Genomic DNA, 15637 nt, shown 5'->3' with positions numbered 1-15637 from the left:
ATTAAAAACCATTTGACATCCCTTACCGGATATGAAGTAAAAAATCCATGGAAGTTTCGCTAAAAAAATAAGAGGGCTAGGTTGAAAGCACTTGCCAGTGAATTTACACATAAACAAGGACTTGACTCACGAAACGGATGTCAAGTGTCCTTCATAAGGCGGATGAAGGACAAAGGCATCACGAAACCGAGGCTAAATGTCCTTCACAAGGCGGATGAAGGACAAAACCACCACGAAACGGATGTCAAGTGTCCTTCATAAAGTGAATGAAGGACAAAACCATCCAGAAATCAAGTTCAAATATCCTTCATAAAAAGTCTTTACTATTCTTCTTAAGGTGTACGCCGCCCTAACTATGGATACCTTTACCAATAGGTTCATACTCATAGTAAGCCCATTGGTGAGATCCAACAATCCTAAAATGCTTCCCAAGGATCCTGCTGATCCTCTTCCTGCTATCCACCACCTGGCACCAATCATAAACAACATTTGCTGTAATCTTCAACTCTGGAAAAAGTAGCTTTAACTCCTCAACACTTCGCAATACGGCGGCTTCCACACTCTCCACGTGCCCGCAGTCGCCACAGATACAATTCCTCCCGTCAACCGTGATGGCAAACGAGTCGCAGATCGCACAAGTATAACCTTTTTGCAAGCCCTCATATGTATAAGGCGGAAGTTGTGCATATGGGTCTTCCTCCACATGAAGGGAAAGTAATTTCTCCGCCAGAATCTCATGTTTTTGGTTCAACCTGGATGAAATCAAATTTAAATTATTAATATAATGACTAAGTTGTGTGGGAAAAATAATTGGTGCTTCGAGCGGAGCTTGGTATAAAGTGAATTCTGGATGAACGTGGACAACATGAGGCTCAACTTTCATGTGAAATCCATGACTTCGGAGCAGCTGCCGGAGCTGGGATGCGCTTCGCTCCATTTGGATTAATGGGTCTTTGCGTTCCTTGCCGCTAAACGAATAGAACAGTCCATCCCTATAGAAGTAATCGCCAGCAAAGTATTTCACTTCGTTCATAAACAAGGTTTGCCCTGTAGCAATCAGCGAATCAATTTGGAACTTAGTATTGTTGAATTCAAACCGTAGCCCGTTGAAGATGTAACAGTCACAAGAGAGTGTTTCTGTCAAAGAATTAAACCGCACTTCACCTTCATAACCTTTTTTGAGGCGCCAATAATAAAGCTTGTGGTCTTGAGGTAAATCCATTCGTTTATCCAGCAATTCCAGAAGATGTAACTTAAGGGGTTTTATAAGAGGTTTTTTCAGCAGCATTTGACACATCCTTTCTTAAACTGCAAGTCTATTGTATAAAAGAAAACAACTAAGGCCGTCCCTTATATGTGAATAATTTGGTAATCTTTCTGTCTAAGGAAGGCGCTGAGTTTTTTGAACTTAATAGCTGCCCTTCCCGAAAATATAGGAACTAAAAAAGTAGAATTGACGATAAAAGACACGTAAGTCTAGAAAGCTCGTTGATCCATTGCCAATCGAGCAAACGATTAAGTCTTAAGGAATGCCGATTACGAAGGGTTATAACTCGATTTTGAAAAACAAAATACATAACAGAAGGAAACCGTTTTCGCAAAAAAGAAAAAATATTTAATTAAGTGGTTGAATATTCTAAAAATTTAACATATAATTACACCACGAAACCGTTTTCTTCGAGAATTCCTATATGTGTGAACGAAACCGGTTTCCAAACAGAAGGCAACTGTTACTTTGATTTGTGGAACTAATATAGAAAACAGGGGGGGTGAATAGTACATAAATAATAGCGAAATCCATTCATTCTCTAAAAGCATGTTATTAAATGTAACAAGAATAACAGGGGGGATCCTATTGAAAAGCATTAAGAAACTGGCTGCCATTGGTTTGTCAGCAGTGCTTGCGGTGTCATTAGCTGCATGTAATGGAAAAGAAAAGGCCTCATCCGACTCTGGCAAAAGCAGTGAAAAACAAATAACCTTAAATTTTTGGACCTTTGGTGCTACGGGATATGAGGATTTAGCGAAAGCTTACGAAACAGAACACCCGAATATCAAAATAAAAGTAAGATCAGCTGAAACAGCAGAGCATCATGACGCACTCTTTACGGCCTTATCTGCCGGAAGCGGGGCACCAGATATAACGATGTTGGAAATTGATCAGCTTGATCGCTTTAAAGCCGCGCAAGACCGCTTCGAAAACTTATATGACCTCGGTGCCAAAGATATCGAGAACTTGTATCTTGATTGGAAATGGAAGACCGGTGAGAACGAAAAAGGTGATTTCTTAATTGGCTTGCCCACGGATATCGGACCGAAAGCCTTATACTACCGTACAGACGTATTTGAGGCAGCCGGCCTGCCGACAGACCCCGAAAAAGTGGCAGCATTAATCAACTCACCAGCGGCCTTTGAAGAAGCAGGTCTAAAAGTGAAGGAGAAAACAGGAAAGCCGTTTATCGATAGCATCGAAATGGCATTCAGAGCCTATTTAGATGCCGCTCAAGAGACATTCCTCAACCCTAAAGGAGAATTATTGCTAGAGCAGGATGGTAATGCGGTTAAAAAAGCTTATGATTATGCAGTTAAGTTAAATAAACTAGGAATCGTTGGTAAATTTGAAATGTGGTCTCCCGAGTGGGCTAATGCCGTAAATAAAGGTGAATTTGCCGCTGAATTAGGAGCCGGCTGGTTAAAAGGATGGATGGAGGGCAATGCAACCGAAGCTGCTGGAAAATGGCGCGTAGCCACCTTGCCATCAGATTTTGCCGCCAACTGGGGCGGGTCGTTCATCGCTATTCCAAAGGAAACGAAACATGCGAAAGAAGCGTATCAATTTGCATCGTGGCTAATCTCCCCAGAAAACCAACTAAAATCCTTCCAAGAAAAGGGATTATTCCCATCTGCACCATCTATTTATGATATGGAAGCCTTCAAGAATAATCAAGACAAGTTTTTTGGCGGGCAATCAACAGCACCCGTATTTGCGAAAGCAGCACAAGATGTCAATGGCGCCATTTTTAAAGGGGAAAAATACTTTCCTGTTTATCAAGAAGTGCTGAATGCCCTAAAAAATGTTCAAAATAAAGGGACAGATCCTGAAAAAGAATGGAAAGATGCTGTTAAGCGTGCTAAAGATTTATTAAGCCGCTAATTTACTAGTTTACCAGTATATAGAGGTGGATTTGACTGCCCAGGTAAAACAGCCTGGGTATCATGCCCACCTTTGATCGAACCGAGGTGAGAAAATGGATCATGTCAAACCGACTATCGGAACTAACAAGGTAACGATAAGAAAGAAAAGGTACCGGTCTGAGGCGAAGAAAGACATGATTTCTGGCTACTTATACATTGCCCCTTTCTTTATTATCTTTGCATTGATTGGTTTGTATCCGGCTTTATTTAGTATTTATTTAGGCTTTCAAAAGTGGAACGGCCTGAGCCCGATGACATTTGTCGGATTGTCCAATTTTAAAATGGTTTTAACAGACCCGCTTTTTTGGAAATCAGTTTACAATACCATTATCATAGGAATGATGGGCACAGCGCCGCAATTGGTTTTCGGAATTATTTTTGCCTATTTATTGAACCAGGCCTTTCTCAAGTTTAAAAATTTCTTCAGAGTAACCATTTTCATGCCCTATATTACCTCGATGGTAGCGATAGCCCTCATTTTTAGTGTACTGTTCAGTGACCATGAATCATCCTTGGCTAACTATGTACTTAGTCTTGCTGGGCTTGATCCGGTGCATTGGGGAAGTTCTGAATGGGGGACAAAAATTGCCATTTCAATTATGGTCTTTTGGAGATGGGTTGGCTATAACACGATTATTTATCTTGCCGGGATTCAAAGTATCCCAAATGATTTATACGAGGCCGCGACGATTGATGGAGCCAATAAATTTCAACAACTGATCCATATTACAATGCCCATGCTGAAGCCTTTTATCATTCTAACAGTCTTCACCTCAACGGTAGGGGCAATGCAATTATTTTCCGAACCAACCGTCTTCCTGGGGACAAGTGCTTTTACCAGGGACGAGGCGATGACGATCGTGATGTATTTATATCGGGATGCCTTTAAATTACAATCGTTTGGGACCGCATCAGCCACCGCGATCATTTTATTAGTATTGATTTCAGCCTTTGCGGCCATTAATACATTTTTAACATCAGGTATGGCCAGGAAGAGGAGGGGGGATTGATGAATACGGTAGAAAAAACGAAAAAACTGTCGCTTGGACGCGTCTTTGTGTATCTATTTTTATCCCTTGCCGCTCTGTTTTCGATGTTTCCCTTTTACTGGATGTTTGTAATGGCGACAAGACCCAGTTCAGCGTACAACTCGATTCCGCCAATCATCACGCCGGGGAGCCTGTTGGTGGAAAATTTTAAAAAAGTATTAAATCAAATTGATTTTTTTCATTCGATGTGGAACTCCTTTGTGGTCTGTGCGGTGGTAACAGTTGTGGTTTTATTTATTAGCTCCCTAGCCGGATTTGCCTTTGCCAAGTTTCAATTTCGCGGTAAAAAATTCTTTTTCACTGCGATTCTCTTAACGATGATTATTCCACCGCAATTAGGGCTGATTCCGCAGTACTTTCTGATTTCCAAAGCAGGACTATTGGATACATTACCAGGTGTGATGATGCTGTTCTTTTTGAATCCGCTTGGGATTTTTCTGATGAGGCAATATATCAGTGAAGCAGTCCCGGATGAGTTAATGGAAGCAGCCAAATTGGACGGCTGTTCGAACTTTAGAATTTATCGAAAAATTGTGCTTCCAATTATTTTGCCAGCCTTTGCCACCTTAGGAATTATTGTGTTTACGGCTGTTTGGGGAGAATTCCTCTGGCAGTTTACGGTTTTGCGGGATCCGGAACACTATACGATTCAAGTGGCGTTAGCTCAGCTCAGTAATACCCGGAACGTGGATTTTGGAATGATTATGTCAGGCGTATTCTGGGCAACTGTACCGCTTCTGGTTATTTTCCTATTGTTTAATCGGTTATTCATATCGAGCATTACGGAAGGCTCTGTAAAGTAGGGCCCTGCCAAATGTCATTGTTGTTCGTGGCAACGCTTAGTAATCTATCAATGAAGCTAGTATATTTTTGAAAAATAGAAGGGATCAAGATGAATTTAACCATTAAAGATATTGCCCAATTGGCAGGTGTTTCACAAGCCACTGTTTCAAAGGTCATTAATAATTATCAGGGAATTAGTGAAAAGACAAAAAAAAGAGTCATGGATATCATTAATCAAAATGGATATGAGCCTAACTTCTCCGCCAGATCATTGGCAACGAAAAAGTCTAATCTGATTGGATTAATCTATGCCGGAAAAATAAATGTAGATATGACCCATCCGTATTTCAATGAGGTTATTTCATCCTTCAAAAAAAACATCGGACTTTTAGGCTACGATATCTTAATGTTCTCGAATGAACGCTTTTCTTCAGATAATGGCAGTTATTTAGCAAGGTGCCGGCATTTTCACGTGGATGGCTGTTTAATCATTGCCGGGGAGGAAGTGGAGGAATCTACCTATCAATTAGCGATGGAGGGATTTCCTTGTATTGGAATTGATATTGAATTAAATGGACCTAAGGCAAGTTATTTAATGACAGATAACGTGGATTTATCCAGAAAAGTGGTCGAGTTTTTTTATCTTAACGCCGTAAGAAAAATTGGTTACATTGGCGGTAAATGGGATTCTGCTATTTCTGTTCATCGCAAAGAGGGTTTCTTAAAGGCAATGAATCAATTTGGACTTGAACTGCAGGATGAGTGGATTCAGTACGGTGATTTTCACGAGGAAAGTGGATATATCGCGATGAAGAAGATCCTTCAATGTCAAGAGCTGCCGGAGGCTATTTTTGCAGTTTCAGATTTGATGGCACTAGGGGCATTGCGGGCGATTAATGAAGCGGGGTTAAACTGTCCGCGGGATATTCGAATTGTTGGTTGTGATGATATTGCGGCCTGCCGTTACAGTGACCCCAAACTTACTACGGTGAAACAGGATAAAGAGAAATTTGGAAAACTTTCGGCATATATGCTGAATGATTTAATCAACGGGGAGTCACAATTAAAGCCTGTATTTATTGACTCTGAGTTAATAATCAGGGAATCATGCGGCACAAAGTCGGCAGGCGGATAAAAGAAGCAAAGATTCCCAGATTTTTTAGAACCTGTCTCTGCTCCCTGGGCAATTCTTTCAAATAGAGGGTTGATTGGAGGTTATTAAGTGGATTACTACGCGGTACTTGATGTTGGAGGTTCCTCCATTAAATATGCCCTTATGGATGAAACGGGGGTGTTTATAGAAAAATCATCGGTTCCCACACCTAAAGCGAGTCTTGAATCATTTTTGGAAACAGTTGACTTAATCCTGAAAAAACTGCAACATCATCATCTATGTAAAGGCTTGGCCGTCAGTATGCCGGGGGCAGTCAATGTGGAAACAGGTATCATTGATGGCGTTACGGCACTTCCTTATATTCATGGACAGAACATCAAGCAGCTTCTTCAAGAACGGACACAGTTGAAGGTTGAGCTTGAAAATGATGCAAATTGTGCGGCATTGGCGGAAGGTTGGATAGGAGCAGCAAAGGACGTGAACGACTATCTCTGTATCGTGATTGGCACTGGGATTGGTGGTTCAGTTGTTCTTGATAAAAAAGTGCGCCATGGGAAAAATCACTTTGCCGGGGAATTCGGCTATATGATTATGGAGGACTATTTGAGTGGTCCGCCATGGGAAACATGGAGCTCCTTAGCTGCCGTAGGCGGTTTAATTCAGCAAGTGGCTAAACGAAAAGGTGTATCTCCAGCGGTTCTTACCGGAAAAGAGATTTTTGAAAGGGCTGAGAATGGGGATCTGGATGTGCAGGAAGAAATTAATAAGTTTTTACAGCGGCTTGCTATTGGAATATATAATTTACAGTTTATGATCGACCCAGAAAAGATTTTGATAGGCGGAGCCATTAGTCATCGCGAGGGATTTATTGAACAACTGAATGAAAAGTTACAGCAAATGAAATATCATCCAGACGGTTTAACGGTTCAAGTGGAAAGATGTCAGTTTGGGAATGACTCTAATTTAATTGGCGCTTTGTATCACTTTTTACAACGACAAAATATTGTATTAAGAAGCTGATGTTCTGAATTAATTGCATCTTGTTGTAAATAAATGAGAGGGAAGTGAGACCGTGATACATAAAACACTTAAACCTTTTCCACCAGAATTTTTATGGGGGGCGGCCTCTTCAGCTTACCAGGTGGAAGGTGCCTGGAATGAGGACGGAAAAGGGCTGACAAACTGGGATCAGTTCGTTCGGATTCCCGGCAAGACTTTTAAAGGAACAACAGGGGATGTAGCAGTAGACCATTACCACCGTTATCAGGAAGATGTCTGGTTAATGGCGGAAATGGGACTCAAGGCTTATCGGTTTTCTGTCTCTTGGGCACGGATTTTTCCAAATGGAAGGGGAACAGTCAACGAGGAGGGTATTGAGTTCTATGATCGGTTAATGAATGAATTGAAAAAATATCATATTGAGCCGATTTTAACCTTATATCATTGGGATTTGCCTCAGGCGCTTCAGGACGAATACGGCGGCTGGGAATCTCGCAGAATCATTGAGGACTTTACAAATTATTGTATAGAACTGTTTAAGAGCTTCGGGGACCGTGTAAAATATTGGGTCAGTTTGAATGAACAAAATATTTTTACCAGCCACGGGTATGTTTATGCCACTCATCCACCAGGGGTGCAAAATGAAAAGCTATTCTATCAAGTGAATCATCATGCCAATCTTGCCAATGCCAGTGTGATCAAGGCATTCCGCCGCCATGTTCCGAATGGCAAGATTGGTCCCAGTTTTGCTTACTCTCCCGCCTACTCGGCAACATCGAAGCCAGAAGATATAGCAGCTGCTGAAAATGCGGAGGAATTGAATAGCCATTGGTGGATGGACATTTATGCATGGGGGAAATATCCGAAAATTGCCTGGAACTACCTGGCGGAGAAAGGGCTCGCACCGTCTGTCGAGGAAGGGGACTTTGCCTTATTAAAAGAAGGCAGACCGGACTTTATCGGTTTAAACTATTATCAGTCCACGACCTTTGAGATGAATCCCTTAGATGGCGGCGTTGGTGCCGGGGAAATGAATACAACCGGAATGAAAGGGACATCAAGAGATTCAGGTATTCCCGGGCTGTTTAAAACAACGGTGAACCCCAATCTGGACAGAACCAACTGGGATTGGAATATCGACCCGCAAGGTCTGAGAATGGCGCTTCGCAGAATCACTAACCGTTATGATTTACCGATTCTAATTAGTGAAAATGGCTTGGGAGAATACGACAAGCTCGAAGTGAATAATGTGATTGAGGATGACTACCGCATTGATTATCTTCGATCCCATGTTTCGGCGATTCAAGAGGCGATCTCTGATGGTGCCGAAGTATTGGGCTATTGTGTCTGGTCGTTTACTGATTTGTTAAGCTGGCTTAACGGTTTTCAAAAACGCTACGGCCTCGTCTATGTGAACCAACACGAAGAAGGATCTCATGATTTGCGCCGTATTAAAAAGAAAAGCTACTACTGGTACAAACAAGTGATAGCATCCAATAGCCTTTAGGAAGCAGGGGAATCACCTTGCTTCCTTTTTTGATGGAATATTTTTGAACAGTAATGGTATAAAACCGCCAATACCGATCCTGGTGAATCAAACGTTTGATTAGCGTTTTTAACGAAAAATCTGGATCTGGTTTTCGATTGGCTTTTGTAACTAGTAAAAAAAGTTTCCAGCCCCTTTTTTGAAGACCTTCAGAATGATATAATTTCAAGGATGTGGTTTACTAGAAAAAGGGAATAATAATGGATGAGGAGATATGTCGATGTCAATTTCGCAACTAAATATAGACGTTTTTCGCTCAATTAATGATGTTGGAAAGACCTATCAGGCGCTTGATCCGGTTGCCATTTTTATGGCGGAATATATGGTGTATGTGTTAGTTTTGGGGATGCTTGTGTATTGGTTTACCCGTACCACAAAAAACCGAATGATGATGATCCAAAGTATTTTGGCTGTGGTACTTGCTGAGGTTATTGGAAAAATTGCTGGCAGCTTTTACTCCCACTATCAGCCGTTTGCCGAGCTGTCCCATGTGAATAAGCTTGTCGATCATGCTGTCGATAATGCGTTTCCAAGCGATCACTCGATCATCTTTTTTGCCATTTGTTTTTCGATATGGCTTGTCCGTAAAAGAGAAGGCTGGTTGTGGCTGGCCGTTGCCTGTGCCGTTGGAATTTCCCGCATCATGGTTGGCGTCCACTATCCGGGAGATGTCTTGACTGGTGCTCTAATAGGATTCATTTCCGCGCTATTGATGCATTGGCTCGTACCGAAGCTTACATTCCTGGAAACCTTGCTTGATCAATACGAAAAGATCGAAGGAAAGATTTGGCCAGGCAAACCGAAATCTGAGGGCAAATATAAAAACTTCTAATACCAGCGAGGGTGCCAGACACTATGTGATTTTTTCACATGGTGTCTGGCACTCTTTTTTTGGGCTTCAAGGATCCCTTTGTCTTCACTTTTTGAGGCTGGCCGGTGGGCTAGTTTCTTAAAAAATTTTACCAAAAAGCCCTTTCTATAATGATACTAAAGTGATATCATAATGATATAAAATATAAAAGGGAGTGTTTGGGATGACAGAGAAAGACATGTTTAAAGTGAATGGCTTTGTTGGACTTTTATTGTTTTTGTTGCTGGGGGCATTGACAGCCGTTGGAATTGAGCAATTTGTTTTAAAAGAAAGCTTCCTGTTTTTGGTCCTTGCCATCTTGTGCGGTTTATTGACGTTACTTGTATTTTCTGGGTTTACGATTATCCAGCCGAATCAGGCGAAGGTGTTTACCTTGTTTGGCCGCTATCTTGGTGTGATCAAACATGAAGGGTTTTATCTAACCATTCCGCTTACGGTAAGAAAAACCGTATCTTTAAGAGTCATTAACTTTAACAGTGATAAATTGAAAGTCAATGATCTAGAGGGTAATCCAATTGAGATTGCAGCGGTTGTCGTTTATAAAGTGTTTGATTCGGCGAAGGCTGTATTTGATGTTGAAGATTATAAAGAGTTTGTCCACACCCAAAGTGAAACGGGGCTGCGTCATATTGCCAGCCAGTATCCTTATGATAATGTCAATAATGATTATGAAATTTCTTTGCGTCAGCACTCTGATGAAGTCGGGGATGAATTGACGAAGGATTTGCAAAAGCGGCTGGAGCTTGCCGGCGTGGAAATTATTGAAGCTCGGATCATGCATTTGGCTTACTCCAGTGAAATTGCCTCAGCGATGTTGCAAAGACAGCAGGCTAAAGCCGTGCTGGCTGCCCGGAAGGTCATTGTTGACGGGGCTGTAACGATGGTTAAATCGGCAATTGACCAGCTGAAAGAAGAAGGGATTGTCGATCTTGACGAGGAGAAGAAGGCACAAATGGTGAATAATTTAATGGTTGCGATTGTTTCTGAAAAAGGAAGCCAGCCGGTAATTAATGCAGGAACGATTTACTAAGGTTGTGATGTTGTGGCCGAAAAAAAGCGATTTTTACTGCGTGTTGATCAGAGAACATATGATGCATTGGAAAAATGGGCAGAGGATGAATTCCGCAGTGTAAATGCGCAAATTGAGATTATTATTAAGAAAGCATTAAAAAATGCGGGAAGATTAAAAAATTCCAAAACAGCTAATGACGCAAACAAGGATGAGTGAAAACCGGGCAGCTATTGTCCGGTTTTTTAAACTTATTAGAAGGTTAGGGTTTTCTTAGCGTATAAAAGTGCACAAAAGAAAGTTTCTCCAGCATGGGCACCAAAAAACTATGCTTTTTGGTGAACTGAAACTATGCCTTTGTCTTTGCTCTTTGTGGTTTCCAGTTGGCGAGGATTCTTGAACATTTTCCAAAAAGTTTACAAAAAAAATTGAAAGCAAGTTTGTGCTGTGCTATAGTTGAATTAAGAAAAATGACCAAAAAACTAAATTGGTCAAAGAGGAGGGAAGTCATTTGGCTCCTGACCGCAGAAAGATGATTGTAGAAGCAGCAACAAAGTCCTTTTCATTATTTGGTTATAAAGCAACGACAATGGACCAAGTGGCGAGGCTTGCCAATGTCGGAAAAGGAACGATTTATACTTTTTTTAAAAATAAAGAAGAGTTGTTTGAGGAGATTATCTCTACTTTAGTAAAAGAAATGATAGCAGAGGCAGAAGCGGTCATTCAACCTGGTCTGCCTATAACGGAAAATGTTCATCGGGGGTTATTTCGGATCCTGGAGTTTCGATCCAAGCATCAGTTAATGATTAAACTGGTTCAAGAAGAAGCAGAGATGGGAACATTGGCTGTTTCCGAGATGCTTCGCCATGTCGAAGATGAGATTATTGCTTACTTAAAGAATAAACTGGATACCGCAATTTCCAAGGGGTCGATCCCTTCTATGGATACAGAATTAACAAGCTTTTTGTTGTTGAAAATGTATATTGCCTTAATTTTTGATTGGGAGAAAAACCATGAACCGCTTAGTTCGGATCAAATTGCCCAAATAATGAAGGTGTTCCTGCTTAGAAAGCTCCCGAATTAATGGCTATGGGAACTTTCCAAGTATGGAAAGGTAAGAAATGTCCCATAGGAGAGGTCTATGGGACATAACCGCAATTATTAACCTTAGATTTGTCCCACAGCATACGAATATGGGACATGATAAATATATTATCTAATCACTTTGCCCCATAGGCACCGCTTAAGCCAATATTTTTACATGATGAATCTAAAACGTTACGGTTGACACATTCAGCAACCGGTACTATTGCTTGTTGCGCAGATTTTGCTGGGCCATTTTGACAAGTTCGCGAACCATGCTGCCGCCCAGCCGGCCGCCGACTTTTCCGGCCTGTTGGGAAGTTAATTGCCCATTGTAGCCCTTTTTCAGCGGTACTCCTACCTCTTCCGCCGCTTCAAACTTTGCTTCCTCAGGGCTCTGTGACTGGACAACCTTCGCTTTTAACTTGTCTAATTCTGCACGGGCCCCGGGAACAAGAATTTTATTTCTTCTGGCCATCTAAATCCCTCCTTCTCCTTAGGATAACCAGCTTCAAAAAAAAATCATCAGCAATGACTGGATAAATCAGATTTCTTTCAGTATAATATCTTGTAAAACAAGTCATACTAAAATCAATGAAAAAGAGAGTAGTTATCTGGGATGTTTTAGCGAATCAGGGATAGTGCAAGCCTGGTACGGACGAGATAATGAAACGCACTTTTGAGATGCCGCCTGAACTAAGTAGGGTAGGCCGGAGAACTCTCCGTTACAAAAAGAAGCTGGTTCATTAGAACAATTAGAGTGGTACCGCGGGAAAAATAAACTCTCGTCTCTTTTCATGGAGACGGGAGTTTTTTTACTTTATACAAATATAGGAGGTCAAAAACCATGAATTTTAAAAAAGAATTTGCAGAAGTGCTGGCTGAACTGCTTAACAGTGAAAAAACAGCCGCTGAACTTGAACTGCTGATTGAAAAACCAAAAAATGCAGCGCACGGCGATTTAGCCTTTCCTTGTTTTACACTGGCAAAAATTAAACGGAAGGCGCCCAATCTAATAGCCCAAGAACTAAGTGAACAAATCAAGGCGCCAATTTTTGAAAAAGTAGAGGTAGTGGGCGGTTATATCAACGTCTTCCTAAATAAAAAGCTTGTTTCAGAAAAAATTATCAGCCAAATTATCACCCAAAAAGGGGAGTTTGGTACACATGATTTTGGGCAAAACGGCAATGTTACCATTGATATGTCCTCACCAAATATTGCCAAGCCGTTTTCAATGGGACATCTGCGTTCCACCGTTATTGGGAATGCCATCGCCCTGATCGTTGAAAAATGCGGCTATCAACCAATTAAAATCAACCACCTTGGCGACTGGGGCACCCAGTTTGGTAAGCTGATTACCGCCTATAAACTTTGGGGCGATGCCGACAAGGTGAGAGCCAATCCGATTTCCGAATTATTGGCTCTTTATGTAAAGTTTCACGAAGTCGCAGAAACGAATCCGGCGCTGGAGGATGACGGCCGCGCTTGGTTTAAAAAACTTGAAGATGGCGACGCGGAAGCGGTGGAGCTTTGGGAATGGTTCCGCGATGAATCGTTAAAGGAATTCTCACGGATTTATGATCTATTGAATGTAGAATTTGATTCTCTTGCCGGTGAATCTTTTTACAATGATAAAATGGACCGGATCGTCGACATGCTGGAGGAAAAAGGCCTCCTGGTGGAATCCAATCAAGCCCTGGTTGTTGAATTAACAGAAGAAGGACTGCCGCCATGCCTGATCAAAAAGTCAGACGGTGCAACACTGTACGCAACGCGTGATTTAGCTGCTGCCCTATATCGGAAAGAAACGTATGACTTTGTCAAATCGCTTTATGTCGTCGGCCATGAGCAAAGCCTGCACTTTAAACAGCTAATTGCTGTATTAAAGAAAATGGGCTTCGAATGGGCTGGAAACATGGCACATATTCCATTCGGGATGATGCTGACCGGCGGTAAGAAAATGTCCACCCGGAAAGGCAAGGTTGTCTTATTAGAAGAAGTGTTAAATGAATCAATCGAAATGGCCCGTCACAATATTGAAGAGAAAAACCCAACGCTTGCCAACAAGGATGAAGTAGCCAAACAAGTTGGTGTCGGTGCTGTCATTTTCCACGATTTGAAAAATAATCGGATGAACGATATTGAATTTTCTTTAGAGGAATTGATTCGCTTTGAGGGAGAAACAGGTCCGTATGTACAATATACGTTTGCCAGAGCATGTTCAATTTTACGAAAAGCCAATTGGCAGGCTGATGCTGCAGTACCGGACTATCATACTTCATGGGAGAAAGAATGGAAGGTTGTCAGCCATTTACTTGAGTTTCCAAATGTTATCAAACGCGCTTGTGACAATCTAGATCCTTCGCAGATTGCCAAATATGTGATCGATCTTGCCCAAGTGTTTAATAAATACTATGCTGAAGTTCGTATCCTTGAAGAGAGTGAGGAGCAAACAGCCCGACTAGCACTTGTTTATAGCGTAACCGAGGTGCTGAAAGAAGGACTACGCCTGCTCGGAATTGCGGCTCCTGAGGAAATGTAAGCTGATTACTTCATAAATGGACAAAAATGGTATACACTATAGCTATCCGCAAGTGTGATTGAAACAGCTGCTTCCAAGTAGCCACCAGAATGAAATTTCGTTTCTACGATAAGTAGAAACGTTTTTTCATTTTAGTACAAAGAGAGGACTTTAACCTTATATGGAAAAAGCGCTAAGTAAAGAAAAGATCTGGACAAAAGATTTTATTCTAATAGTATTTGCTAACTTTTTTATTTTCCTTGGTTTTCAAATGACATTGCCCACGATTCCGCTTTATGTCGAAAAATTGGGTGGGAATGATCAATTAATCGGTTTTGTCGTGGGTATCTTTACCTTTTCGGCATTACTTCTGCGCCCGTTTATCGGGAATTGGCTGGAAACAAAAGGACGCCGCTTTATTTATTTGACCGGCTTAACCATTTTTGTTGTATCGGTCGGTTCTTACGGCTTCTTGACCAGTATCGCGTTATTGTTTATCATGCGGGTTATTCAAGGGGCCGGCTGGGGGTTTTCGACCACGGCTTCCGGTACGATCGCCACTGATTTAATCCCGGCAGCGCGACGCGGCGAGGGAATGGGCTATTTTGGTTTGTCAGGAAATGTGGCCATGTCGATTGGTCCATCGCTTGGACTGATCTTAACCGGTATCTTGTCATTTAAGCTATTTTTTCTGATCTGCTCGGGTTTAGGGTTAATGGCTTTATTGTTATCTACAAGGGTGACGTACCGAAAAGTTGACCCAGAGACCAAAAGAGCCAAGGCTAAACTGGATATCTATGAGAAAACGGCCTTAAAGCCTGCGGTGCTGATGTTTTTCCTAACGGTTACGTTTGGCGGGATTGCTTCGTTTCTGCCATTATATACGGCACAAAAACATATCTCCGGCATCCAATGGTACTTTATGGTTTATGCTCTTTCATTGATACTGACCCGAACCTTTGCCGGCCAGCTGTATGATCGAAAAGGGCATCAGGCTGTGTTTATACCGGGGACATTGTTAGTGTTCATTGCCATGCTTTTATTGGCGTGGCTGCCAAGCAGTGCCATCCTTTACACGGCAGCAGTATTATACGGTTTTGGCTTTGGAACCGTACAGCCTGCACTACAGGCATGGTCGATTGAAAACACACCAGTTAACCGCAGAGGCATGGCCAATGCTACCTTTCTTTCCTTTTTTGATTTGGGAATCGGCATCGGTGCTATGGTTTTCGGGCAAATCAGTCACTTGTTCGGATACAGCACCATTTATCGAACTGCAGCGGTATCCGTGTTTCTCTCCATGCTGCTCTATCTCCTTTTCTTATGGAAAGAAAGAACTAATAGCGTAGTAAAAAGAATGGAATAGGAATCGGCTTAAACATTTATATTATAAAGTAAGCATGAAGATAAGCTTCATGCTTCTTTGCTTTAGTTAAAAGAAGAATCCAATTTTTCGAATTTGTCTCA

General features: G+C 41.7%; 14 protein-coding genes and 1 other annotated feature. Of the genes, 12 read left to right on the top strand and 2 right to left on the bottom strand.

Going from position 1 to position 15637, the window contains the following annotated elements; translation table 11 throughout:
* Nucleotides 1–349: 349 nt before the first annotated feature.
* Nucleotides 350–1288 carry a nuclease-related domain-containing protein gene (locus JK635_RS23940; RefSeq protein WP_202656454.1) on the bottom strand — a complete coding sequence of 313 codons (939 nt, stop codon included), beginning with the start codon at nucleotides 1286–1288 and terminating at the stop codon, nucleotides 350–352.
* 567 nt (nucleotides 1289–1855) lie between these two features.
* Between JK635_RS23940 and JK635_RS23935 the strand changes: the two genes are divergently transcribed.
* The 10 genes from JK635_RS23935 to JK635_RS23890 all read left to right on the top strand — a co-directional run bounded on the left by JK635_RS23935 (nucleotide 1856) and on the right by JK635_RS23890 (nucleotide 11650).
* Nucleotides 1856–3154, top strand: a complete 1299-nt coding sequence (locus tag JK635_RS23935) for an ABC transporter substrate-binding protein (protein WP_235888361.1) — start codon at nucleotides 1856–1858, stop codon at nucleotides 3152–3154.
* 94 nt (nucleotides 3155–3248) lie between these two features.
* The gene (locus tag JK635_RS23930; protein ID WP_202656452.1) at nucleotides 3249–4205 is read left to right on the top strand and encodes a carbohydrate ABC transporter permease; all 957 of its coding nucleotides are present in this window, start codon (nucleotides 3249–3251) and stop codon (nucleotides 4203–4205) included.
* Nucleotides 4205–5047, top strand: coding sequence for a carbohydrate ABC transporter permease (locus JK635_RS23925; protein ID WP_202656451.1), 843 nt, complete (start codon nucleotides 4205–4207; stop codon nucleotides 5045–5047). The genes JK635_RS23930 and JK635_RS23925 overlap by 1 nt, the downstream gene beginning before the upstream one ends.
* An 89-nt stretch (nucleotides 5048–5136) precedes the next feature.
* Nucleotides 5137–6162 carry a LacI family DNA-binding transcriptional regulator gene (locus JK635_RS23920; RefSeq protein ID WP_202656450.1) on the top strand — a complete coding sequence of 342 codons (1026 nt, stop codon included), beginning with the start codon at nucleotides 5137–5139 and terminating at the stop codon, nucleotides 6160–6162.
* Between the two features lie 87 nt (nucleotides 6163–6249).
* Nucleotides 6250–7161: an ROK family protein gene (locus JK635_RS23915; protein ID WP_202656449.1), complete on the top strand. Its 912-nt coding sequence runs from the start codon at nucleotides 6250–6252 to the stop codon at nucleotides 7159–7161.
* 52 nt (nucleotides 7162–7213) lie between these two features.
* Entirely contained in the window at nucleotides 7214–8647 is a 1434-nt protein-coding gene (locus tag JK635_RS23910; protein ID WP_202656448.1) for a glycoside hydrolase family 1 protein, read from the top strand.
* Nucleotides 8648–8906: 259 nt separating this feature from the next.
* Entirely contained in the window at nucleotides 8907–9518 is a 612-nt protein-coding gene (locus tag JK635_RS23905) for an undecaprenyl-diphosphatase (RefSeq protein WP_202656447.1), read from the top strand.
* 202 nt (nucleotides 9519–9720) lie between these two features.
* On the top strand, nucleotides 9721–10587 hold the full coding sequence (locus JK635_RS23900; protein WP_202656446.1) for an SPFH domain-containing protein: 867 nt from the start codon (nucleotides 9721–9723) through the stop codon (nucleotides 10585–10587).
* A 12-nt stretch (nucleotides 10588–10599) separates the two neighbouring features.
* Nucleotides 10600–10785 (top strand): type II toxin-antitoxin system antitoxin, encoded by a 186-nt coding sequence (locus tag JK635_RS23895; protein ID WP_202656445.1) that lies wholly within the window; start codon nucleotides 10600–10602, stop codon nucleotides 10783–10785.
* A gap of 292 nt (nucleotides 10786–11077) precedes the next feature.
* Nucleotides 11078–11650 carry a TetR/AcrR family transcriptional regulator gene (locus JK635_RS23890; protein ID WP_202656444.1) on the top strand — a complete coding sequence of 191 codons (573 nt, stop codon included), beginning with the start codon at nucleotides 11078–11080 and terminating at the stop codon, nucleotides 11648–11650.
* Between the two features lie 222 nt (nucleotides 11651–11872).
* Here the strand turns inward: JK635_RS23890 and JK635_RS23885 are convergent, their stop codons facing one another.
* Nucleotides 11873–12127: an alpha/beta-type small acid-soluble spore protein gene (locus JK635_RS23885; RefSeq protein WP_202656443.1), complete on the bottom strand. Its 255-nt coding sequence runs from the start codon at nucleotides 12125–12127 to the stop codon at nucleotides 11873–11875.
* A 107-nt stretch (nucleotides 12128–12234) separates the two neighbouring features.
* Nucleotides 12235–12445: a binding site (T-box leader), on the top strand.
* A gap of 51 nt (nucleotides 12446–12496) precedes the next feature.
* On the opposite strand from JK635_RS23885, the gene argS reads away from it, so the two are divergent.
* Together argS and JK635_RS23875 are read left to right on the top strand one after the other, a co-directional pair.
* Nucleotides 12497–14191, top strand: coding sequence for an arginine--tRNA ligase (gene argS / locus JK635_RS23880; protein WP_202656442.1), 1695 nt, complete (start codon nucleotides 12497–12499; stop codon nucleotides 14189–14191).
* Nucleotides 14192–14351: 160 nt separating this feature from the next.
* Nucleotides 14352–15536 carry an MFS transporter gene (locus JK635_RS23875; protein ID WP_202656441.1) on the top strand — a complete coding sequence of 395 codons (1185 nt, stop codon included), beginning with the start codon at nucleotides 14352–14354 and terminating at the stop codon, nucleotides 15534–15536.
* The last annotated feature ends 101 nt before the right edge of the window (nucleotides 15537–15637 follow it).

This window comes from Neobacillus paridis, assembly GCF_016765675.1.
Lineage (GTDB): Bacteria > Bacillota > Bacilli > Bacillales > Cytobacillaceae > Neobacillus > Neobacillus paridis.
The sequence above is the reverse complement of the archived record's forward strand: the minus strand, read 5'-3'. Positions and strand labels throughout refer to the sequence as shown.

Coding starts and splice junctions, on each gene's coding strand:
- JK635_RS23940 (WP_202656454.1), bottom strand. CDS start 1,288: ATGCTGCTGAAAAAACCTCTTATAAAACCCCTTAAGTTACATCTTCTG.
- JK635_RS23930 (WP_202656452.1), top strand. CDS start 3,249: ATGGATCATGTCAAACCGACTATCGGAACTAACAAGGTAACGATAAGA.
- JK635_RS23925 (WP_202656451.1), top strand. CDS start 4,205: ATGAATACGGTAGAAAAAACGAAAAAACTGTCGCTTGGACGCGTCTTT.
- JK635_RS23920 (WP_202656450.1), top strand. CDS start 5,137: ATGAATTTAACCATTAAAGATATTGCCCAATTGGCAGGTGTTTCACAA.
- JK635_RS23905 (WP_202656447.1), top strand. CDS start 8,907: ATGTCAATTTCGCAACTAAATATAGACGTTTTTCGCTCAATTAATGAT.
- JK635_RS23900 (WP_202656446.1), top strand. CDS start 9,721: ATGACAGAGAAAGACATGTTTAAAGTGAATGGCTTTGTTGGACTTTTA.
- JK635_RS23885 (WP_202656443.1), bottom strand. CDS start 12,127: ATGGCCAGAAGAAATAAAATTCTTGTTCCCGGGGCCCGTGCAGAATTA.
- argS (WP_202656442.1), top strand. CDS start 12,497: ATGAATTTTAAAAAAGAATTTGCAGAAGTGCTGGCTGAACTGCTTAAC.
- JK635_RS23875 (WP_202656441.1), top strand. CDS start 14,352: ATGGAAAAAGCGCTAAGTAAAGAAAAGATCTGGACAAAAGATTTTATT.